18 protein-coding genes are annotated in these 22,337 nt (G+C 72.3%); 15 read left to right on the forward strand and 3 right to left on the reverse strand.

Annotated elements, in window-relative coordinates:
• The first annotated feature begins 60 nt into the window (after positions 1 to 60).
• From JQN84_RS19865 to JQN84_RS19875, 3 genes are all read left to right on the forward strand, one after another.
• Positions 61 to 228 carry a hypothetical protein gene (locus JQN84_RS19865; protein ID WP_204960353.1) on the forward strand — a complete coding sequence of 56 codons (168 nt, stop codon included), beginning with the start codon at positions 61 to 63 and terminating at the stop codon, positions 226 to 228.
• 307 nt (positions 229 to 535) lie between these two features.
• The gene (locus JQN84_RS31505; protein WP_239485760.1) at positions 536 to 2,212 is read left to right on the forward strand and encodes a pectinesterase family protein; all 1,677 of its coding nucleotides are present in this window, start codon (positions 536 to 538) and stop codon (positions 2,210 to 2,212) included.
• A gap of 148 nt (positions 2,213 to 2,360) precedes the next feature.
• Positions 2,361 to 3,740: a carbohydrate-binding protein gene (locus JQN84_RS19875; protein WP_204959882.1), complete on the forward strand. Its 1,380-nt coding sequence runs from the start codon at positions 2,361 to 2,363 to the stop codon at positions 3,738 to 3,740.
• A gap of 61 nt (positions 3,741 to 3,801) precedes the next feature.
• Here the strand turns inward: JQN84_RS19875 and JQN84_RS19880 are convergent, their stop codons facing one another.
• Positions 3,802 to 4,908 (reverse strand): GNAT family N-acetyltransferase, encoded by a 1,107-nt coding sequence (locus tag JQN84_RS19880; RefSeq protein WP_204959884.1) that lies wholly within the window; start codon positions 4,906 to 4,908, stop codon positions 3,802 to 3,804.
• Between the two features lie 680 nt (positions 4,909 to 5,588).
• Between JQN84_RS19880 and JQN84_RS19885 the strand changes: the two genes are divergently transcribed.
• The 6 genes from JQN84_RS19885 to JQN84_RS19910 are packed head-to-tail and all read left to right on the forward strand — an operon-like array spanning position 5,589 to position 11,942.
• On the forward strand, positions 5,589 to 7,217 hold the full coding sequence (locus JQN84_RS19885; RefSeq protein WP_204959886.1) for a hypothetical protein: 1,629 nt from the start codon (positions 5,589 to 5,591) through the stop codon (positions 7,215 to 7,217).
• Positions 7,214 to 8,473: an MFS transporter gene (locus JQN84_RS19890; RefSeq protein WP_204959888.1), complete on the forward strand. Its 1,260-nt coding sequence runs from the start codon at positions 7,214 to 7,216 to the stop codon at positions 8,471 to 8,473. The genes JQN84_RS19885 and JQN84_RS19890 overlap by 4 nt, the downstream gene beginning before the upstream one ends.
• On the forward strand, positions 8,467 to 9,321 hold the full coding sequence (locus JQN84_RS19895; RefSeq protein WP_204959890.1) for an alpha/beta fold hydrolase: 855 nt from the start codon (positions 8,467 to 8,469) through the stop codon (positions 9,319 to 9,321). Before JQN84_RS19890 ends, JQN84_RS19895 begins: the two co-directional genes overlap by 7 nt.
• On the forward strand, positions 9,318 to 10,052 hold the full coding sequence (locus JQN84_RS19900; RefSeq protein WP_204959892.1) for a class I SAM-dependent methyltransferase: 735 nt from the start codon (positions 9,318 to 9,320) through the stop codon (positions 10,050 to 10,052). Before JQN84_RS19895 ends, JQN84_RS19900 begins: the two co-directional genes overlap by 4 nt.
• Positions 10,045 to 11,319 (forward strand): preATP grasp domain-containing protein, encoded by a 1,275-nt coding sequence (locus tag JQN84_RS19905; RefSeq protein WP_204959894.1) that lies wholly within the window; start codon positions 10,045 to 10,047, stop codon positions 11,317 to 11,319. Before JQN84_RS19900 ends, JQN84_RS19905 begins: the two co-directional genes overlap by 8 nt.
• A 2-nt stretch (positions 11,320 to 11,321) precedes the next feature.
• Positions 11,322 to 11,942: an SET domain-containing protein gene (locus JQN84_RS19910; RefSeq protein WP_372446002.1), complete on the forward strand. Its 621-nt coding sequence runs from the start codon at positions 11,322 to 11,324 to the stop codon at positions 11,940 to 11,942.
• Positions 11,943 to 12,059: 117 nt separating this feature from the next.
• Here JQN84_RS19910 and JQN84_RS19915 read toward each other — a convergent pair whose 3' ends face one another.
• Positions 12,060 to 14,252 (reverse strand): carbohydrate-binding module family 20 domain-containing protein, encoded by a 2,193-nt coding sequence (locus tag JQN84_RS19915; protein WP_204959899.1) that lies wholly within the window; start codon positions 14,250 to 14,252, stop codon positions 12,060 to 12,062.
• Positions 14,253 to 14,615: 363 nt separating this feature from the next.
• On the reverse strand, positions 14,616 to 16,061 hold the full coding sequence (locus JQN84_RS19920; protein ID WP_204959901.1) for a pectinesterase family protein: 1,446 nt from the start codon (positions 16,059 to 16,061) through the stop codon (positions 14,616 to 14,618).
• Positions 16,062 to 16,264: 203 nt separating this feature from the next.
• Between JQN84_RS19920 and JQN84_RS19925 the strand changes: the two genes are divergently transcribed.
• Genes JQN84_RS19925 through JQN84_RS19950 form a run of 6 tightly spaced genes read left to right on the forward strand, consistent with a single transcriptional unit; the run spans position 16,265 to position 22,331 of the window.
• Positions 16,265 to 17,197, forward strand: coding sequence for an STM4015 family protein (locus JQN84_RS19925; protein WP_204959903.1), 933 nt, complete (start codon positions 16,265 to 16,267; stop codon positions 17,195 to 17,197).
• Between the two features lie 6 nt (positions 17,198 to 17,203).
• Entirely contained in the window at positions 17,204 to 18,154 is a 951-nt protein-coding gene (locus tag JQN84_RS19930) for an STM4015 family protein (protein ID WP_204959905.1), read from the forward strand.
• Position 18,155: 1 nt separating this feature from the next.
• The gene (locus JQN84_RS19935) at positions 18,156 to 19,232 is read left to right on the forward strand and encodes an STM4014 family protein (RefSeq protein ID WP_204959907.1); all 1,077 of its coding nucleotides are present in this window, start codon (positions 18,156 to 18,158) and stop codon (positions 19,230 to 19,232) included.
• Complete coding sequence (locus JQN84_RS19940; protein ID WP_204959909.1) at positions 19,220 to 20,023, forward strand: STM4013/SEN3800 family hydrolase; 804 nt, start codon at positions 19,220 to 19,222, stop codon at positions 20,021 to 20,023. Before JQN84_RS19935 ends, JQN84_RS19940 begins: the two co-directional genes overlap by 13 nt.
• A complete protein-coding gene (locus JQN84_RS19945) occupies positions 20,020 to 21,345 on the forward strand; it encodes an STM4012 family radical SAM protein (protein ID WP_281897734.1) in 1,326 nt (441 codons plus the stop codon). The genes JQN84_RS19940 and JQN84_RS19945 overlap by 4 nt, the downstream gene beginning before the upstream one ends.
• Complete coding sequence (locus JQN84_RS19950; RefSeq protein WP_307821345.1) at positions 21,342 to 22,331, forward strand: STM4011 family radical SAM protein; 990 nt, start codon at positions 21,342 to 21,344, stop codon at positions 22,329 to 22,331. The genes JQN84_RS19945 and JQN84_RS19950 overlap by 4 nt, the downstream gene beginning before the upstream one ends.
• Positions 22,332 to 22,337 lie beyond the last annotated feature (6 nt).

A 22,337-nucleotide genomic window follows, 5' to 3' on the forward strand; every position in this document is an offset into this window, starting at 1 on the left:
TGCGCATTGTCCGCACGTAGCTGGCGAACTTCCCAGACCTCGACCGCAAAGGAGGATCGGGTGGACAGCGTGCAGGACGAACCGGCCCCGAGTCGGGGTGAGCAGATCCAGGCCGCGGAACACGAGGCTGCGCGGCAACGGCTTCTCGCGCAGGCCGAGGCCGAACGGATACCGGCGGAGGAGACGACCCGGGCGCTGCCGGACCGGCGGTGGCGTCATGGACAGTAGCGAGCCGTTGCCGGTGGGCAGGCGGGAGGCGTACTGATGGGGGCGGCGCAACCTGTCACAGCGGGTGTTCGCCGACCGGTCGGGCACGTCGAAGAGCCGGGCGGACAAGGTGGAGCGGGTGTCGGAACCCTGGACCGGGTGTCCACCGTCCAGGACATCGCCGCCGTGCCGCGGATCGACCCGGCGGCACTGCTCGGCCGGGTCGGCTTGCATTGACAGTCGCGCGTGGGCGGGGTTACGGTGCGCCAGGAAAGCGCTTTCACGCACCGTCGCCCGCCTCCACCCCGTCCCCGGAGGTTCATCCGCCATGCGCAGAAACCGCCGCCCGCTCGTCGTCGCCGCCACGGCGCTCGCCGCCGCGCTGCTCGCCCTCACCCCGCTCGGCGGCGCGCAGGTCGCCCATGCCGCCACCCTGTTCAGCGACGACTTCACCGACGGCGACCTCGCCGGCTGGTCGAGGTCCGGCGGCACCTGGTCGGTGGCCGCCGACGACAGCCCGGCGTTACAGCAGGCCAGTGCCGACACCGGCGACGCACGGCTGTTCGCCGGCAGCGCGTCGTGGGCCGACCAGGCCGTGCAGGCCCGGGTGAAGCCGCTGACCCTGCCCGGCAACGGCATGGTCGCGCTGCTGGCCCGCGCCAGCGGCGCGACCAGCTACTACCGGCTGGCCCTGCACGCCGGCGACCAGGTCCGGCTGGAGGCGGTACGCAGCGGCCGGGTCACCCCGCTGGGCGCGGTGTCCCACCCGGTGACGGTCGGCGGCTGGCACACGCTGCGGATCGAGGTCGCCGGGACGGTGGTCCGCGGCTGGGTCGACGGTGTCCCGGTCGGCTCCGGCACCGCAACCCTGACCGCGGCCGGCCGGATCGGCGTGCAGACCGGCAGCGCCACCGCCCGCTTCGACGACGTGCTGGTGACCCGGGGCGAACCCGCGCCGACCAGTGCGCCACCGAGCCCCACCGCCACCCCGTCGGACACCCCGCCGCCCACCGGCCCGACGCCCACGCCCACCGGGCCGGCCGAGGGATCCTCGGTGGTCGCCCCGGACGGCAGCGGGGACTTCACCAGCGTGCAGGCGGCGGTGGACGCGGTGCCGGTGGGCAACGCGAGCCGGTACACCATCACCATCCGGCCGGGCACCTACCGGGAGACGGTGACGGTCCCGGCCGGCAAGCCGTACGTGTCGTTCGTCGGGTCGACCGGGAACGGCCGGGACGTGGTGATCGTCTACGACAACGCCTCGGGCACCCCGAAGCCGGGCGGTGGCACGTACGGCACGTCGGGCAGCGCCTCGGTGACCATCGACGGCAACGACTTCACCGCCAGGCACCTGACCTTCGCCAACGACTTCGACGAGGCGGCGCACGACTACAGCGCCGAGCAGGCGGTGGCCGTACTGACCCGGGCGGACCGGCTGGTCTTCGACGACGTGCGGTTCCTGGGCAACCAGGACACGCTCTACCACAACAGCGCCTCCGTCGACGCTGTCGGCCGGGCGTACTTCCGGGACTGCTACGTCGAGGGCGACGTCGACTTCATCTTCGGCCGGGGCACCGGGGTCTTCGACGGTTGCGAGATCCGGTCGCTCGACCGGGGCTCCACCAGCAACAACGGGTACGTCACGGCGGCCTCCACGATGATCGCCAACCCGTACGGTCTGCTCTTCACCGGTTGCACCCTGACCACCGACGCGGCGGCGGCGCAGAGCGTGCACCTCGGCCGGCCGTGGCACCCGAGCGGGGACGTCAACGCGATCGGGCAGGTGGTGTTCCGCGACAGCGTGCTCGGCGCACACGTGAAGGACTCCCCCTGGATCGACATGTCCGGTTTCTCGTGGCGCGACGCCCGGTTCGCCGAATACCGCAACAGCGGTCCGGGGTCGACGGTCACCGCCGACCGGCCACAGTTGACCGACGAGCAGGCCCCGACCCACACCCCGCAGCGCTACCTGGCCGGCACCGACGGCTGGAACCCGATCCCCTGACGACGGTCCCGCCCCGGCGGCCCGACCCGACGGCCGGCGACGCCGCCCGCCCGGCCCGGCCCAGGCGGGCGGCACGCCCACGCGCAGGCATTTACATTAAACAAAGTTAACTGATAGCCTCCCGGCCATCGACGAGGAGGTATATGTCATGCGACTTCGACCCGGGACGACAGCCTGGCTGGCCGGTGCGGTGCTGCTCGCCGCCGCACTGCCCGCCGCGAACGGTTTCGCCGCGCCGACCACCGCCACGGGTGCCGCCAGCGCCCTGGCGGCCTGTTCCGCACCGGCCTGGGCCGAGGGCGTCAGCTACCCCGTCGGCACCCGGGTCAGCTACCTCGGCCGGCTCTACGAGTCGCTGGTGACCCACACCCCGCCGGCCGGCGCCGGCTGGAACCCGGCAGCCGTGCCGGCCCTCTGGCGGGACCTCGGCGTCTGCACCGGCACCCCCTCCCCCACCCTGACGCCGAGCCCCACCGCCACGCCCACCCGGCCCCCGACCCCGACACCCACCCCGACCCGCACCCCGACCCCGACACCCACCCCCGGCACGACGACACCGCCGCCGGACGGCACGGGCTGCGCGCTGAAGGCCCGGCCGACAGGCAAGGTGCTCCAGGGCTACTGGGAGAACTGGGACGGCGCGGCCAACGGCGTCCACCCGCCGCTGGGCTGGATACCGATCACCGACGCCCGGATCACCGGGCACGGCTACAACGTGGTCACCGCCGCCTTCCCGGTGATCCGCTCCGACGGCACGGTGCTCTGGGAGGACGGCATGGACGCCACCGTCAAGGTGCCCACCCCGACCGAGATGTGCCAGGCCAAGGCCGCCGGGCTGACCCTGCTGCTGTCGATCGGCGGCGCCACCGCCGGCATCGACCTCGGCTCGGCGGCCGTCGCGGACCGGTTCGTCGCCACCGTCGTGCCGATCCTCAAGCGCTACCACTTCGACGGCATCGACATCGACATCGAAACCGGGCTCACCGGCAGCGGCGACATCACCCGCCCGTCCACCTCACAGGCGAACCTGATCCGCATCATCGACGGCGTGCTGGCCCAGATGCCTGCCGGCTTCGGCCTGACCATGGCCCCGGAGACCGCGTACGTGACAGGCGGCAGCGTCACCTACGGCTCCATCTGGGGCGCGTACCTGCCGGTCATCAAACGGTACGTCGACAACGGCCGGCTCTGGTGGCTCAACATGCAGTACTACAACGGCAGCATGTACGGCTGCGCCGGTGACTCGTACCCGGCCGGGACGGTGGCGGGCTTCACCGCCCAGACCGACTGCCTCAACGCCGGCCTGGTCGTCCAGGGCACCACCATCCGGGTTCCGTACGACAGGCAGGTGCCCGGCCTGCCCGCGCAGCCCGGCGCCGGCGGCGGCTACCTCGCGCCGACGTCGGTGGCGCAGGCGTGGAACACCTACCGGGGCGGCCTCAAGGGGCTGATGACCTGGTCGGTGAACTGGGACGGGTCCAAGGGCTGGACGTTCGGCGACAACGTCCGCACCCTCCAGGGGCGCTGAACCCACGGGTCGGGGCCCCGCCCACAGCGGCGGCCCCGACCGGACGGCGACCCGCCCGCAGCTAGGCGGTGGCGTCGTCGAGGACCAGCCGGGCCCGACGGGACAGCGCCTTGACGCACAGCACCTGCGGCAGGGCGGTGGTGCCCCGCAGGCGTTTGGCCTCGTCCGAGCCCACGCCGTACTCCAGCACCGACGTGCCGGCGTCGGCGAAGCCGTAGCGCATCGGCAGGTGGTAACCGACCAACGAGTACATGGGCAGGCCCTGGCAACGCTCGTAGTCGAACCCGGCATGGAAGCCGTACAGCCGTCCCTGGTGGTGGATCCACATGCTCATCGCCACCGGGGGACCGGCGTCCCGGGCCGCGGTGAACACCAGCGCCTCGGTGTGCCTGGCGATCGCGTCGAACCACGCCTGGAACTGCTCGTAGCTGGAGCACTGCCCGTACTTCTGTTCGAGCAGGTGGGCCAGCCGGGCGGCGTGATCCACGGTGGTTGCGTCGAGCGGCTCGACCGCAGTCCGCACGCCGGCCCGTTCGACGGCCGCGAACTCCCTGCGCAGCCTGTTCCGCTTCCGCGACGGCAGCGACGCGACGAACTCGTCGTAGTCGCCGTGACCGCATTCGAAGATGTGCCGGGCCGGGGCGGCGAACTCGACGAAGCCCGCTTCCCGCAGCGTACGCCGCAGCCCGGTGTCGGCCGCGTCGACGAACGGGAAGAACACCGCCGCACTGCCCCAGTCATCGGCCAGGTCGACCACGGCGTCGACCAGTTCCTGCCGGGCGCGGTCGGTCCGCCCGGCAGGGGCGTGCGGCGGGGTGAGTATCGACGAGTTGAACCAGGTGCCGCACATGAGGGACGGCTGGAGCGCCCCGGCGAGCACCTCGGCAGGGTGCCCCAGCACCGGCGAGTCCGCCGGGAACATCTTGTCCAGCCGGACGGTCTCGTCGTCGACGTCCAGGCCGAACTGCTGGACCGTCACGCCGGCCAGGACCGTCTCGCCCTCGGCCCGGACCAGGCAGCCGTTCGCCCTGGGCACCCAGGGGCCGACGGCCTCCCGCTCGACGGCGAGCCAGGCGGGGGCGTTGAACAGGTCGGCGGGCCCACACAGTTCGGCCCACGCCGTCATGGCGGCCGCCTCGTCCAACCGCAGCAGCCGGACCCCGGTCACGCCGCCGCCTCCATCGCGCTCACCCGCACGGCGCAGACGAACCATGCGTCGGCCGCAGGCGGGCGCGGGTTCACAGGACCGCAGCAGGGCGGCCGGGTGACCGACGGCGTCGTGGCAGCCGGCGACGGCCCGCCCCACGTGGCGGTGACCGGCTGCGGCGCACCGCCGGGGAGCACGCGGTCCGCCGATGGTGCGGGATAAGTCGACACCCTTGCGTTCACACTGGTGTCACAATCGCCATGCCAGCTCCTGACAGTCCGCACGCCTCATCCTGATTCCGCTGGCCCGATCCCCATTCCGCCTGGTCCGGCGGATCGCGGACAAGCCGGCACCGAGCGCGCAGTTTAACAAGACCATGGTCGATAGACGCCACCCCCTATCGCGGGGCCGGCGATGGTATCGTCCCCTTCGGACAGTCATTAGGGCAACCGGCGTTCGGGAGCCCCCCGAACATGCGGTTGGTGTACATTCACGGCAGTGACTGGCCATGACTTCGGTCCTCGGGAGCACAACTCCCAGGCCGCACTTCATGAAGGTGGTTCGTGACTGTGAATGCCGTGGCGTCCGCGATGTCGCCTGCCCACGAAGCTTCTCACTGGCTATTGGATAAACTCACCAACGGAGGGCGACTGTCATTCCGGCTGGCCTGTTCACGGCTGACCTTGTGGGAATCGATTCTCGTGCAGCAGGTCCTCGGTCGCCCCGACGTCGAGGTCGTGCACGAGCGGCCGACCATCGGCCCGTCGGTGCGGGTCACCACGGCGGTGCTGTCCGGGCTCGCCTTCTGGCCCGCCGAGGAGGAGCCGCCCGAGCACGCCGAGACGCTGGGCTGGTTGCGGCTGCCCCCCGAGGTGCTGGAGATGGCGGCCGAGGAGACCCGGGTGCGGCAGGCCCGGGAGGACGCCGAACTCCTCGCCGTCGATGCCGTCCTGCGTGACTGGGTCGCCACCGGAGAACTCGACCGTCGACTGGTCGAGCTGGCCGACCGGGTGGAACGGGTCGAGACGGTGTACGTGCTCGTCGGGCGGGAGGTCTTCTCCAAGTCCGACGCGGGCTCCAACACGTTGACCCGCGACGCGCTGCTGGAAAAACTGCGCAACCGGCCGCCCGAGCAGTGGCGCAGCGCCGACCGGCTGTTCGTGGTCGCCGCGCACTGCCTGTTCACCAGTGGCCGGTCGGTCCGGTTCGAGGAGTTCAACGCCCGGCAGCTCTCGGCGACCGCGCTACGCGACTACCTCACCGACCGCTATGCCACCTACTGCACGGCAACGGGTCACGAGCCGTCCGACCTGCACCGGCTGTCCCTGACGGAGCTCGCCGAACGGGTGCGGGCCCTGATGGTGGAGGTCGACCACTCACCGTGGATGCGCTACCGCCGCATCAACGGGCTGACCTTCGTCAAGAACGAGTACCTGGCGGACATCCCGTTGCCGCGCGATCCGGCGACGGTGCCCGAGCTGGTGGCGGAGCACGGCCGGGTCAACCTCGCGGTGTCCCTGTCCGGCGACGTCCGCGCCGACCTCCGGGCGATGACCATGGCCGCAGCGGCCCTGGACGCGGCGAGTGCCGGGCCGGACGCCGACGACGGCGGCGCGATCGGGGAACTGCTGGGCGCGATCGTCCTGTCCGCGGTCACGGCGACCGACTCGGACTACGGAATGAGCAGCGCCGTGCGCGATCTGGCCCGCCTGCGCGGTGCCCGGCCGGGTGCCCCGGACGGCACGCTGGCGTTGAAGAAAGCCAACTTCTTCTGCTGCTGCCTGCCACATCCCACCCGAATGCGTCCGCTCGCCACCGAGGAAGAGACGGTGCCCATCCTGTGGCGTGCCGCGCAACGGATGATGTACAACCGTTGGCACTTCGCGCCCGGCGAGTTCGACCGTGCGGTGATACCGCAGCAACGCCACTACTTCTTTCCGCCGCAGGTGCCCGACATCGCCGAGCACGCGGAACACCACCACGGCGGGCATGTGGCCTCCCGGGTCCGGTTCTCGATTCGGGCCCCCGGCGCGCAGGTGTGGCGACCGCCGTTCGAGATATTCGGGCACGGATACCGTGGTTGTTACGACATCAGACTGGTGCGTATGGAAGGGCCGGCGTACACGATGTCGGAACTGCGGACGGCCGTCGAGCACTGCTCACTCGTCGACGTGCTGTGGCGCACCCTGGCCGACGGCGTGGAGCGCGACGCGTTCCCGGTACGACCGGTCGGCGGGTTCGACAAGACGTGGTACGAGTCGCGCGGCTGGCAGCGGATGCGCCCGTACCTGCTCGCCGCCGGTCTGCTGACCGGACCATCCCCGCGATGACGGCCGACCCCGTGCTGACGCCGGCACCACCGATGACCTACCGGCAGGTGCTCACCACCCGCAACGTGCCTCAGCTCCTGCTGTCGGCCTCGTTGTCCCGGCTGGCGTCCGAGATGCTGTTGTTCGTCGTCGTGCTCTACGTGCTCGCGCAGTTCCGTTCCCCGGTCCTGGCCGGGTTGAGCGGGTTCTTCCTGACCCTGCCCGGCTTCCTGGTCAGCCCGATGGCCGGCGCGCTGCTCGACCGGGTGGGCGCCGCCCGCGCGGTCATCCTGGACAACCTCGTCAGCGCCCTCCTCATCGGCCTGATCGCGTTGGCCTCCGTGGGTGACTGGCTCACCCCCGCCGTGCTGCTGACCCTGCTGGGTCTGTACTCGCTGACCAGCCCGCTCAGCGCGGGCGGGATCCGGACGCTGTTCCCCCGGTTCGTGCCCGACGACGCCTACGACAAGGCCAACGCGCTGGACCTCAGCACCTACTCGGTCATCGAGGTCGTCGGTCCGCTGGTCGGTGGTGCCGTGATCGCGCTGATCGGCCCCGACCCGGCGCTGGTCCTGGTGGTCGCGATGTACGTGCTGGCCGCGCTGAGCCTGCTGCTGCTCCGGGGGTCAGCGGCCGAGCCGCCCCGGCCGGAACGCCGGCACCTGCTGCGCGAGGCGTGGGAAGGCATCACCTACCTCGTCCGCAACCCCACCCTGCGCGGGCTCGCCCTGTCCTACTCCTGCTACCAGGTCACCTTCGGGGTCCTCGTCGTGGCGGTGCCGGTCTCGGTGGCCCAGCGGGTCGACGGCGCAGGACCCACCGAGCAGTACGCCGGCGCGCTCTGGAGCCTGGTGGGTCTGTGTGGTGCGGTCGGTGCGCTGACCGCGGGCAAACTGCTGCGGGCCGGTCGGGAACGGCTGCTGCTGATCGTCACCACGGTGCTCTCCGCCTTCGCGGTCTACCCGCTGGGCGCCATCGCGATGCTCGCCACCCTGGCGGTCGGGCTGGCGCTGTTCGGTCTGCTGGAGGGCGCCCTCAACGTGAGCGTGCTGTCGCTGCGGCAACGGCGGACCGATCCCGCGCGGCTGGGCCGGGTCATGACGGTCTCCATCAGCATCAACCTGATCGGGTTCCCGGTCGGCACCGCGCTCGGCGGCGTTCTGGTCGAGCGTTCCGGGGCGCTCGCGTACGCGGTCGCGGCGGGCTTCGCGCTCCTCGCGGCGCTGTGGGGTGCCCTGGTCATCCCCCGGGAGGCGGCCGGGCGGGAGGCATGGTGAAGCCGGTCCCGCTCGCCGCGTCCCGGCGGGGCGAGGGACCGCTGCTGGTCTGCCACCCGGGCGGCCCCGGAATGCATCCGGACTACCTCGACGCGGTCTACACGCTCGCCGACCGCCACGAGGTCGCGCTGCTGCATCCGCGCGGCACCGGCAGCAGCCCCCGGCCGACGCGCCCGGACGCCTACTCGGTGGACGAGTACGTCGCCGACGCCGTCGCGTGGATCGAGGCGTGCGGCGACGCACCGGTGCATCTGCTCGGCCACTCCCACGGGGGCGTGGTGGCGACCCGGGTCGCCGCCGCGCGTCCCGACCTGGTCCGCACGCTCGTCCTGCTCGGCACCCCCGCCTACGGCGGCGACCGCGCCGAGGCCGAAGCGGAGGCGCTACAGGCCGCGCGGGCGGCGGAACCGGAGTGCGCAGCGGCCCGGCAGGCACTGGCCGAGCAGGGCGACGGGTACCCACCGGAACGCGACCTCGGCCGGTTCATCGCCGCCATCATCCCGCTGTGGGTGGCCCCGATGACCGCGCACGCCAGGCGGTGGCAGGCCCGGGTCGCCGAGCAGCCGGTCAACCTGCACGCCATGCGCTACTTCGAGGAACACGTCTTCCCCGACCTCGACGCGGTCACCGCCGACCTGGCCCGGGTCGACTGCCCCGTGCTGGCCCTCGCCGGGGACCTCGACGGTTGGGCCGGTCCTGCGCATCTGGCCCGGCTCGCCGGGTGCGGCCCGAACGTGCGGACGGGGATTCTCGACCGCTGTGGACACATGTGCCACGTCGACCGCATCGACCACATCACCGACCTGGTCACCACGTTTCTGATCGAACACGAGAAAGGCCCAGCATGACAACCGCGCTGTGGAGCGAGGACGATTCCGCGTCGTTCATCCGCTTCGCCGAACACTTCGTCCCCGACCGTGCCGAGCAGATGGCCGTCATCAGTGCGATGGTGGGTCCGCTCGGTGACGGTGTGGCGCTGGACCTGTGCAGTGGGCCCGGCGCGCTCAGCCGTCGGCTCCTGGTCGACCACCCCGCGTGCCGCGTGGTGGGTCTCGACGCCAGCGACGCGATGCTCAGCGAAGCGTCCCGGGAACTGGCCGGGTTCGGCGACAGGTTCGGCGTCGAGCGATTCGAGCTGGGCGCCCCCGACTGGCGACGGCGCGACGTCGCGCCCGCGGCGGTGGTGTCGTCGTTGGCCGTCCACCACCTCACCGGGAAGGAGAAGCAGCAGCTCTACCGGGACGTGTACGACATGCTCGCCCCCGGCGGCTCGCTCGTGATCGCCGACCTCGTCGAACCGGTCGGCCCCCGCTCCCGGGAACTGGCCCGCCGGATGTGGGACGAGTGGGTGCGGGACAACGCCGACCGCACCGGCCTGGGCGACGAGCCCTACCGGGCGTTCCACGCTCTCGAGTGGAGCTGCTTCGAGTACCCGGACGAGCTGGACAAGCCGTCCCCGCTGCCCGACCATCTCCGCTGGCTCGATGACGTGGGCTTCACCGACGTGGACGTCTACTGGATGAAGGCGGGCCACGCCATATACGGCGGCACCAAGCAGCGGAGCGGGCGTGATGGCTGAGACCCGGTCGTATCCACTGTGCCTGTTCGCCAACCTGGTCAACGAACTCATGGTGCGGGTGCCCGACGAACGGCACGCCCGTGCCCTGATCGCCGTGTCACCGCGGAAGATCTGGCTCACCCGACCCGGTGACGTCGTGGTCCTCCCCGTGGAGCCACCCCGGCAGTTCTGGGAGTACGCCCACGAGACGCTCGGCCTACAGCCCGGTGACGTGGAGCTGCTGGTCGCCGACTCGACCCCGCTGCGTCCCCTGGCCCACCGGCTGCGCGACCTCGACCTGGTGGAGTCGCTACGTGGGCTGCTGGCCACGCGGCCGGGCGTGCGTGGCCTGCCGTTCGCACTCGACCGCCCGACGTTGGAGCTCTTCGCCGAACTCGGTCTCGACGTGGACGGTTACGCCGACGGCGTGCCGGACGCGGCGGTGGAGACCGCCTACCGGCTCAACACCAAGTCCGGGTTCCACGACCTGGCCGAGCGGTTGCACATTCCCACCGTGCCGGGGGTGTTCTGCGCCGACCGGACGGAGCTGCGCGCGGCGCTCGACCGCCTCCTCGGTGCCGGCAAGGGCGCCGTGGTCAAGCTCGACCGCAGCTCCAACGGCTTCGGGCTGCTGTTCGTCCATCCCCACCAGCGCCCCGAGCTGGACGACCTGCTCGACGCGCAGCTCCGGTCGCTGGCCGGGCAACCGGAGGGGTGGCTGGTGGAGGAGCTGCTGCAGGTGGACGAGGTGCTCACCGTCGAGATGTGGTCGGCCCAGGACGGCCCGGTGGTGGTGCACACCGGGCAGATGAACACGCCGAACGGCAGCTTCAGCGGGCAGCTCACCCCGCCGTCCCGGTGGACCGGTCACCTCGACGAGCTGTCTGCGCACGGCCTGACCTGGGGCGCCCGACTGCACGCCGCGGGTTACCGTGGCCCGTTCGACCTCGACGCGATCACCTCGGCCGGCCGGCTGTTCGTCACCGAGACGAACGTACGTCGCACCGGCACCACCTACCTGGAGTTCCTGGTGCGCCGGCTCGTCCCGGACGACCAGCAGGTGGTGTGGCTCGCCGACTCACGCGTCGGCTCGCGGGAACTGAGCTTCGCCCAGGCGGTCAAGGCCCTCCAGTCGGCGGGCATCGCCTTCACCGACGGCACCGGCGTGGTGCTGACCGCCGACACCCGGGCGCTGGACCGCAAGTGGCGGTTCCTGATCGTCGGCGCCGACCACGACCACGTCGGCCGGATCGAGAAGCAACTCAACAACATCCTCGAGTTGAGCTGACCGTGCTGCACGGAGGCATACAGCCGCATGCGAGCACGACGCACCACGTCGGTCTACGCTCGACGGTGGAGATTCCGGCGGGGACGGTGGTGTGGTTCCCCTGCGTCAACTGTCCGACCTGGACGCCGGCGCAGCGCACGCTGCTCCCCGCCGACGTCGACCGGCGGCTGGACACCTGGGGGCACCTGCTCGGGGACGGTTCGCTGCTGGTGCCGTGCGCGGGCGCGGCCATGATGAACCACTCCTGCGCGGCGAACGTCCTCGACTTCGGTCTGGACTTCGGGATAGCGGTCGCCGACATTCCCGTGGACACCGAGGTCACCTGTGACTATTCGACCTTCTTCGCCGACGAGGGCTGGTCGATGCGCTGCGACTGCGGCACGCCCGACTGCCGGGAAGTCGTCGCGGTCGCCGACTACACACGCACGGACCTGCGCCGACGATGGACCGAGCAGATCGACGAGGCGCTGCGGTCGGCGTCCACCGTGCCGCAGCCTCTCGGCCCGCTGCTGGAGACGTGGAGCGAGACCTGGCGTCGTGTCCTGGCCGGGGTGACCTCGCTCGGCCAGGCGTCATCGGGCCACTCGATCGTACGGCCGGGATTCCTGGCGATGCGCTCGTAACCGCAGCGGCTGACCCTGCGGCCGGTGGACCGGCAGGACGCGCGGGAAGTCCGACGGTCGGGTCCGCCGCACGACGCGGCGGCCGGCCCCACGAGGGGACCGGCCGCCGCCGGGGCGTCACCGCCAGGTGTCGTTGGTGCTCCACGAGCCGCCCGACCCGACGGTGGCGCTGCGGTTGCCACCGGACTCCCAGGTCACCGTGCCGTCAGGGTTCTTCTTGAGGTACTTGTACTCGAACGTGGTGTTCGCCGGCAGGGCGACCGTGGCCCGCCACGACGGGTACGCAGCCGAGGAGAGCGCCACCGCGTTGGCCGGGTTCCACGAGCCCAGCGCCGCGACGCTGCCCACCACGAAGACATTCTGTCCGTACGAGGTGGTGGCGGTGACGGTGAACGACGCCCCCTGGGTGCCGGCCGGGTCACCCCGGAAGGTGTCGGTGACCGACGCGGTGCCGCTGCCCGGTGTGGTCAACGTCCGGTTGCTCCCCGACTCCCAGGTCACCACGCCGGCCGTGGTCTGCTTGAGGAACTTGAACTCCACCGCCGTGGCCGCCGGCAGGTTGACCACCGCCCGGTACGTCCCCCCGCCCAGCGCGGTCAGCTTGACCGCGGCGGCCGGAGCCCACGAACCCAGCGCCGGCACACTGCCGACGACGTAGGCGTCCTGACCACCGGCGAGGGACGCGGTGACGGTGAAGGTGGTGGCGACCGTGCCGGCCGGCGCGGTCGGCGTCGGCGTGGCGCTGGCCGTGGGTGTCGGGGTGGCGGTGGGCGTGGTCGCCGGGCCGCCCTTCGCGTTGACGTGCAGCGCCACCGCGCCGTTGGCGGGGATCTGCACGGTGGCCCGGCCGCCGTTGACGGTCACCGTGGTGCCGGTGCAGCCGGACGTGCCGCGCGCCCCGGAGATCACGTCGCAGTACGACCCGTCGGCCAGGCCGGTGGTGAAGGTGGCGGTGCTGGCGGACCCGGAGTCGTTGATCCCGATCCAGGCCCGGTCGCCCCGGTGGAAGCCGATGACGTTGCTGTTGACCACGGTGAAGTCGGAGACGGTCTTGACCGACTTCGCGGTGTTCGCCCAGCCGACCATGCCCTTGATCCCGGTGGACCGGGTCAGGCAGTTCCAGCTGTTGCCGCAGACGGTGTCGGTGACGTACCCGTTGCCGTCGGCGGGCGGCGACTGGTTACGGTTGGACCAGGTGAAGCTGTCGTAGACCGACGGCTTGCCGTGCGGGTAGGCCAACGCGAAGTAGTTGGCCAGGACGTAGTCGCTGCCGTCGCGGTAGGACAGCACCACCCCGTCGCGCTCCAGGTCGTGGTTGGTGACCATGGCGAACACGTTGGCGCTGGGCGCGTCGAGGTTCCAGCTCCCGACGTTGGCCAGGTTGGCGATCGAGCCCTGGAACGCCGACTTCAGGCCCTTGGCGTACCCGAAGTCGAGCACGTCGCCGTTGCCGATGAAGGCGCGGGCCTTGAGGGCGTCGTTGCTGGCCCCGTCGAAGATCTCCTGGGCGACGTACGGACGCTTGTTCTCGGCGGTGGTGTTGCGCACCTTGCCGAGGATGGCGGCGAAGTCGTCCTTCTTGACGTGCTTGACCGCGTCCACCCGGAACCCGTCGACGCCGAGGCCGACCAGGTCGTTGAGGAACCCGGCGATCTTGGTGCGGACGCTGTCCTTCTCGGTGTAGAGGTCGGTCAGGGACAGCAGCTCGCAGCTGGTCACCTGGGCCTCGTTGTTCCAGTCGTTGATCGCACCGGAGGTCGGGCAGTTGTCACCTGGGCGGTGGAAGTCGCCGGAGCCGTAGGGCACGGCCGGGAAGCTGTAGCCGGGGCCGGAGAAGTCGGTGCCGGCGTACCCGACGACCGACTCGGGGTTGTTGGCGCCGGCCATGTGGTTGACCACCGCGTCGACGTACACCCGTACGCCGGCGTTGTGGCAGGTGGTGACCATGTCGGCGAATTGCTGCCGGGTGCCGAACCGGCTCTCCAGCCGGTAGGAGACCGGCTGGTACACCTCGTACCACGGGTGGACGCCGTCGGCGCTGCTCGGCAGGCTGACCGACTCCTGCGGCGGGGCGACCTGGACCGCGCCGTAGCCGGCCGGGCCGAGGTGGTCGGTGCACGCGGCGGCGACGGAGCGCCAGTTCCATTCCCAGAGGTTGGCGGTGACCTCGCTGTCGTTGAGGGCCGTGGCGGCGGTCGCGGGGGCGGTGGCCGGCAGCGCGCTCAACGCGGCGAGGGAGGAGGCGGTGACAGCGAGGGCGAGGAGGCCCCGTCGCAGACGGGTTCCCCGGGGGACGCGGGGTGTGGACATCAGGAGTGGACCTGCTTCCGGGGGTCGAAGAGGCACTGGTGGGTGTGGACGGCCGTCCGGTGGAGAAGACGATGCGGCATCGATGAAAGGTTTTGCAAGACCTTGCGGCAAAGTTTTCGACATCTGCCGGCAATGATCCGCAAGACCTTGCACCCTTTGGCGCGGCCGGCTCACCCTGCGTCGCCATCACCCCCGTGTCGGGGAGGTCAGCCCGGGGTCGCGACGGGAACCCGGCGTCCTGCGTACCCGCCCGGACGACACGGACCGGGCGGTCTCCTGACCGGCCCGGCCGTGCGCGTCGGTATCGACGCGCACGGCCGGGCCGGCGGATCACCGCCGGTCAGCGTCCCGGCGGCCGGGTGCTCACATCGGGTTCCAGCCGTCGCTGCCGGCAAGGTAGCGCTGCGGCGTGTAGGTGGCCGCCTGCGCGTCGGTGAGCTGCGGACGGTTGCCGTTCGTGCCGGCGCCGGGCCCGGTGTTGCGGTACTCGCGGAACCGCGCGTTCTGCCACACGTTGCCGGACATGTCGATCCAGGGCTGGGCGGTCTTCAGGGTCGCACTCAGCGTCGACTCCCGGTAGAGGACCTGGGCGTCCGGCCCCCACGGGCGACCGAGCTGGGTGGTGTTGTTGGTCGCCCCGGTGATCGTCGACCGGTAGATCAGCATCCCGTACGTCTTGCTGGCCGCCGTCCGGGCGGCGGTGATCGGCCCGCCGGTCGACCGCTTCTCGTAGATCGAGCTGGCGTCGATGACGATCGTGCCGCCGCCGAAGATGAAGTCGACGGTGCCCTCCACGTAGGAGCCCACCACGTACGCCCGGGTCTTGTCGTTGACCAGGAAGGTGTCCTGGTCGCCGAGGAGCCGCACGTTGCGCAGCACCGCCCGGTCGGCGTTCAGGTGCAGCGCCACCGCCTGCTGGTCGACCCCCGAGGTGTTCTCCACGAAGTCGTTGGCGATGGTCAGGTTCTCGGCGACGAAGTTCGCCCCGTCGACGAACATGCTCGCGCTGTTGAAGGTGCCGTAGGTGGTGCCGTCCGGCTTACGGGTGCCGGCCGAGTTGTTGTAGACGAGCACGACGTTCGACGGCGACGAGCCGAGCCCCCGCAGGGTGACGTTGGTCTTGTTCGACGCCACCCGGACGACCTCGCGGTAGGTGCCGGGCTTGATGGTGATGGTGGTGCGGCTGGAACTGTTCGCCGGCACCGCGTCGATGGCGGCCTGGACCGTGCGGTACCTGCCGGTGCCGTCCGAGGCGACAGTCGGCGTCCCGCTGGTCGGTGGCGGCGTCGTCGGCGGCGGAGGCGTGGTGGGTGGCGGCGTCGTCGGTGGCGGGGTGGTGGGTGGCGGGGTGGTCGGCGGTGGCGGGGTCGTCGGCGCGGCGGTGGTGGGGGTGGTCGTTCCGGTGCAGGCCGTGCCGTTGAGCGTGAAGCCGGCCGGGTCGGGGTTGCTGCCGGTCCAGGTGCCGTTGAACCCGACGTCCACGACGCCGCCGGTGGCGATGGCGGCGTTGTAGTCGAGGTTGGTGGCGACCACGGTGCCGCTTGCCGGGCTGGCGGTGAAGCCCCACGCGCTGGTGATGGTCTGCCCGGCCGGGAAGGTCCAGCCGAGCCGCCAGCCGCTGACGGGGTCGCCCAGGTTCCTGATCGAGATGGCGGCGGTGAAGCCGCCGTCCCACTGGGCGCCGACCTGGTAGGTGACCTGACAGCCGGCGGCGGCCTGCGCCGAGACGGCGGTGACGACACCGGCGACGAGGGTGGTGGTGACGGCGGTGGCGACAATCGACGCCGCCCGCCGGGTGCGATTTCTCACGAGCGAACTCCCAGGGGTATCCGACACGGACAGCCGTGGGAGCGCTTTCCTGAGCCTCGCACACCCGACTTCCGCTGTAAAGCGTCACCGGCCGGGCACCCCCGGTAGGCGCGGGTCGGACCGGCCAACCTGCGGCTGATCATCCTGTCGGTCGGGCCTGTTACGGTCGCGCCGCTGTCACACCAGTCGAGCCGGAGGTAGGCGTGATCCGTTCGCACATGTCGTCGTTCGCCGGAATGCCGGTGGTTGCCTTCACACCGGGGATGACCCTGCCCGACGACCCGTCGGCCGTCGCCTGGCGGCTGGAGGTCGAGGACTTCGAGGCCGAGCCGGAGGAGTTCGCCGGCCTGGTCACGGCGCTGCGGGCCGAGGTGCCCGGTGAGGCGGTCCGCGCCCTGGTCATCGGCGAGTGGGGTTCGGCGTACGAGCGGGCCCTCCCGGTCGACCTGCTGGCCGACGCCGCGAAGGACTGGACCGCCCTGCGCGCGGTGTTCCTGGCCGACCTGGTCAGCGAGCAGTGCGAGATCTCCTGGCTGACCCACGGCGACCTCACCCCGCTGCTGGCCGCCTACCCGGAGCTGGAGACCCTGTGGGTACGCGGGGCCAACGAGCTGACCCTGCAACCGGTGCGCCACACCGGCCTGCGGGAGCTGGGCTTCCAGACCGGCGGCCTGCCCGGTGCGGTGACCCGGGCGGTGGGTGACTGCGACCTGCCCGCCCTGCGTCGGCTCGACCTGTGGCTCGGCCGGCAGGACTACGGCGGCGACACCGGCGTCGACGACCTGGCCGTCATCCTGTCCGGCGACCGGCTGCCCGCGCTGCGGCACCTGGCGGTCTGCAACGCCGAGTTCGCCGACCACGTCGCGAAGGCGGTGGCCACCGCCCCGGTGGTGGCCCGGCTGGAGGTGCTCGACCTGTCGATGGGGGTGCTCACCGACCCGGGTGCCGAGGCGCTGCTGGCCGGGCAGTCGCTGACCCACCTGCGTCGCCTCGACCTGCACCACCACTTCCTCTCCCCCGAGGTGGCACAGCGGCTGACCGACGCGCTGCCCGGCGTCCAGGTCGACCTGGACGACCCGCAGACCCCCGACGAGTACCACGGCACGGTCTACCGGTTCACCGCGGTCGGGGAGTGAGCGACGATGACGTTCGGTTCCCACGCGCAGACGTTCGCCGGGCTGCCGGTGGTCGAGTTCCCCGCCGACGGTCCACCGCCCGCCGTGGACGGTCCGGTCTGCTGGCGGATCGCCGACTGGCACTTCGACGGCGACACCCGGCAGGACATCCTGTCGGAGCAGTTCCGGGACCGGTTCGACAGGTTCGTCGAGCAGGTCGGTGACCGGGTCGAGGCGCTCGTCGTCGGGGCCTGGGGATACGCGGCGTTCCACCACGCCCCGATCGCCCAGCTCTGCGCGGCTGCTCCTCGGCTGCCCCGGCTGCGGGCCCTGTTCCTCGGCGACATGGTCGTCGAGGAGTGCGAGGTCTCCTGGATGCGGGTCGGCGACGTCAGCCCGTTGCTGACGGCCTACCCGCAGCTTGAGGTGCTGCGGGTACGCGGCGGCGAGGACTTCAGCTTCTCCCCGGTGCGGCACGGGCGGCTGCGGACGCTGTCCGTGCAGAGCGGCGGGCTGTCCCGGGAGTTCGTCGCCGCGGTGCTCGCCTCGGAGCTGCCCGCGCTGCACCACCTGGACCTGTGGCTGGGTACCGACGACTACGGCGGCGACACCACCGTGGCCGACCTGGAGCCGTTGCTGGCCGGCAAGCTCTTCCCGGCGCTGCGCCGGCTCGGGCTGCGCAACTCCGTGATCACCGACGAGTTGGCCGCCGCGCTCGCCACCGCCGCCGTGGTGCCCCGGTTGGAGCGGCTCGACCTGTCGCTGGGCACCCTGTCCGACGACGGGCTGGCCACGCTGCTCGCCGGGCAGCCGCTGACCCACCTGGCCGCCCTCGACCTGCACCACCACTACCTGTCGGAGGAGGCCGCCGACCGGGTGGTCGCCGCGTTGCCCGGCGTCGAGGTCGACGTCTCCGATCCACAGGAACCGGACGAGGACGACGGGGAGACCTACCGCTACACGGCGGTGTCGGAGTGACATGCGACTGACCGTGGTGGGCAACCCCGACAACCGGCGGGTCGCGCTGTTCCGGCGGGCCGTACGCGAGGCGGGGTTGCCCGACCCGGCGGTGCTGCCCTGGGCGCGGGTGCTCACCGGGGCGACCCCGCCGGACGCCGACGCCCTGGTCCGGGTCGACTCCCCCGGCGAGGACGCCGAGGTGGACCGGCTGCTGCGCGGCGCGGCCACCCCCGCCCGGCACGGGGAGCTGATCGGCCTGGCCGACACGTACGCCGGGCTGGTGGCCGGGATGGGCCGGGTGGCCGCCGGGGGCGCGACGCTGCTCAACCACCCCGACGACGTGGCGGCGCTGTGCGACAAGCGCCGCTGCCACGCGTTGCTGTCGGCCGCCGGGGTGCCGGTGCCGGCGGCGCTCCCGCCGGTCGGCGGCTATCCGCAGTTGCGGGCGGCGATGACGGCGGCCGGCTGGCACCGGGTGTTCGTCAAGCCGGCGCACGGCTCGTCGGCGGCCGGCGTGATCGCCCTCGCGGTCGGGCCGCGCCGGGTGCAGGCCGTCACCCCGATCGAGGTCACCCCGGACGGGCTGTTCAACTCGCTGCGGCTGCGCCGCTACGACGACGAGGCGACCGTCGCGGCCCTGGTCGACCGGCTCGCCCCGGAGGGCCTGCACGTGGAGCGGTGGCTGCCCAAGGCCGGGTTGGCCGACCGGGTGGTCGACCTGCGGGTGGTGGTGGTCGCCGGCCGGGCCACCCACGCCGTGGTCCGGGCCGCCCGGGGACCGCTGACCAACCTGCACCTGGGCAACGCCCGTGGCGACCTGGACGCGCTGCGGGCGGCGGCCGGCCCGACGGCCTGGGCGGCGGCGATGCGGACCTGCGAACAGGCGGCGGCCTGCTTTCCCCGGTCGCTGCACGTCGGGGTCGACCTGATGTTCCTGGTGGGCTGGCAGCGGCACGCGGTGGCCGAGGTCAACGCGTTCGGCGACCTGCTGCCCGGGGTGCTGGCCGACGGCCGGGACACCTACGCCGAGCAGGTGCACGCGCTGACCAGCGGCCGGTGGGACAGGTGGCGGGAGGAGGTCGGATGCGCACGCTGATCGGCAGTCACGACATCTGCCTGGTCACCCTCGACACGCTGCGCTTCGACGTGGCCGACGAGTTGGCCGGGGCCGGTCGGACACCCCGGCTGGCCCGGGTGCTGCCGGGCGGGCGGTGGGAGCGGCGGCACTCCCCCGCCAGCTTCACCTACGCCGCGCACCACGCCTTCTTCGCCGGTTTCCTGCCCAACCCGGTCGGACCGGGCCGGCACGAGCGGCTCTATGCGGCGGCGTTCCCGGGCAGCGAGACCGCCGGGGACGACACCTGGGTCTTCGACGCCCCCGACCTGCCGACCGCGCTGGCCGGGGCCGGCTACCACACGCTCTGCCTGGGCGGGGTGGGCTTCTTCAACCGGCGCAGCCCGCTCGGGTCGGTGCTGCCGGACCTGTTCGCCGAGGCGCACTGGGAACCGGAGTTCGGGGTCACCTCCCCCACCTGCCTGGACGCTCAGCTCGACCGGCTGGCCGAGGTGCTGCCCGGCCAGCCCGCCGACCGGCCGGTGTTCACCTTCCTCAACGTCGCCGCCCTGCACCAACCCAACCGGCACCACCTGCCCGGCGCGGCGCACGACAGCCGGGACAGCCACGCCGCCGCCCTGGAGTACGTCGACTCCCGGGTCGACCGGCTGTTCGCCCTGCTCACCGGGCGGGGACGGCCGGTGTTCACGATCATCTGCTCCGACCACGGCACGGCGTACGGCGAGGACGGGCACACCGGCCACCGGATTGGCCACGACGTGGTCTGGACCGTCCCGTACGCCCACTTCACTCTGCGACCGGGGGAATGGTGACCAGCACCGACACGGGCCTCGACGGCTCGCCGTACCAGCAGTACCTCTACGCGTACCCGCACAAGACCTCCTACCGGGCGCTGCGGCCCCGGCCGCTGCTCGCCGACGTGTGGCGGGCTGAGGCCCGCGACGCGCTCTTCCTCTACGTGCACCTGCCGTTCTGCGAGATGCGCTGCGGCTTCTGCAACCTGTTCACCCGGGCCAACGCCCCGCAGGAGCAGGTGACGGCCTACCTGCGGCAACTGCGCCGACAGGCCGGGCGGGTCGCCGACGCGCTCGGCGACGACGCCGGGTACGCCCGGGTGGCCTTCGGCGGGGGCACCCCCACCTACCTGACCGCCGACGAGCTGACCGAGCTGTTCGACATCGTCACCGGCACCTCCGGGGCGCGGCTGCCGGGCGTACCGCTGTCGGTGGAGACGTCGCCGGCCACCGCGACGCCGGACCGGCTCACGGTGCTGGCGGCGCACGGGGTGCAGCGGGTGAGCATCGGCGTGCAGAGCTTCCTCGACGTCGAGGCACGGGCCGCCGGCCGGCCGCAGCGCCGCGCGGAGGTCGAGACGGCGCTCGGTGCGATCCGGGCCGCGGCGGTCCCGGTGCTCAACATCGACCTGATCTACGGCATCGACGGGCAGACGGCGGCGACCTGGCAGGAGAGCCTGGACGCGGCGCTGGCCTGGCGGCCGGAGGAGCTGTACCTGTACCCGCTCTACGTGCGGCCGTTGACCGGGCTGGGTCGGCGGGCACACGGCCGGGCCGACTGGGACGCCCACCGGCTGGCCCTCTACGAGCAGGCGGTGGAGATCCTCGGCGCGGCCGGCTACCGGCAGGAGTCGATGCGGCAGTTCCGCCGTGTCGACGTGCCCGCCCCGGACGGGCCGGACTACTGCTGCCAGGACGACGGCATGGTCGGGCTCGGCTGCGGGGCGCGCTCCTACACCACCGCGCTGCACTACTCGTTCGATTACGCGGTCGCGGTGTCGCAGGTCCGGGCGGTGCTGGACGACTACCTGGGCCGGCCGGCGGACGACTTCCGGTACGCCGAGTTCGGGTTCGCCCTCGACGGCGCCGAGCAGCGCCGCCGGTGGCTGCTCAAGTCGCTGCTGCGCGCCGAGGGGGTCGACGCGACGGCCTACGCCGCCCGGTTCGGCCGGCCGCCGGGCGAGGACTTCCCCGAGCTGGGACGCCTGGCCGACCGGGGCTGGGCGGACGCCGACGGGCTGCGGCTCACCCCGGCCGGGCTGGCCCGCTCCGACGCGATCGGCCCGTGGCTGACCTCCGCCCGGGTCCGGCAGGCGATGACCGGGTACGTGCCCCGGTGACCGGCCGGCCGCTGCTGCCGCCACACGCCGGCACGTCCCGCACGGCGCTGCCGCTGCACCCCGTCACGCCCCGGGCGGCGCAGCCGGGCTGTTCGGGTGCCGGGGGTGCCGACGTCGGGGTGGAGCTGGCGGTGCTCTACCGGGGGCCGTTGGCGAGCTGCAACTACGACTGTCCGTACTGCCCGTTCGCCAAGCGGATCGACCCGCCGGAGCTGCTGCGCGCCGACCGGGCGGCGCTGGACCGGTTCACCGGCTGGGTGGCGGCCACCACCGACCGGCGGCTGTCGGTGCTGTTCACCCCGTGGGGCGAGGGGCTGACCCGCAGCTGGTACCGCGACGCCATGGTGACGCTGTCGCACCTGCCGCACGTCGACCGGGTGGTCATCCAGACCAACCTGGCCGCCCGGGTGGACTGGCTGGCCGACGCCGACCTGGCGACGGCGGCGCTGTGGACGACGTACCACCCGGGGCAGGTCACCCGGGGGCGGTTCCTCGCCCGCTGCGCCCGGCTGTCCGAGCTGGGCGTGCGCTACTCGGTGGGGGTGGTCGGCCTGCCCGAGCACCTGGCCGAGGCGCGGGCACTGCGCGCCGCCCTGCCCGGCGAGGTGTACCTGTGGGTCAATGCCGCCGACGGGCACCACTACACCGCCGGGCAGGAGGCGACCTGGACGGCGCTGGACCCGCTGTTCGGCTGGAGCGTCCGTCCGCACCCGTCGCTCGACCGGCCCTGCCACGCCGGGGAGACAGCGATCTCCGTAGCGGGCGACGGCACCGTGCGCCGCTGCCACTTCCGGCCCACGCCGATCGGCAACCTCTACGACGGGTCGTGGCGGGCCGCACTGAAACCCCGGGCGTGCGACGCCGCGCTCTGCGACTGCCACATCGGGTACGTCCACCTCAAGCCGCTCGGGTTGCGCGACGTGTTCGCCGGTGGGCTGCTGGAGCGCATTCCGGCGGCCTGGCCGGCACCGGGCCCCGAACGCTGAGTGGCC

This window comes from Micromonospora humidisoli (assembly GCF_016900955.1).
In the GTDB taxonomy this organism is placed as follows: domain Bacteria; phylum Actinomycetota; class Actinomycetes; order Mycobacteriales; family Micromonosporaceae; genus Micromonospora; species Micromonospora wenchangensis.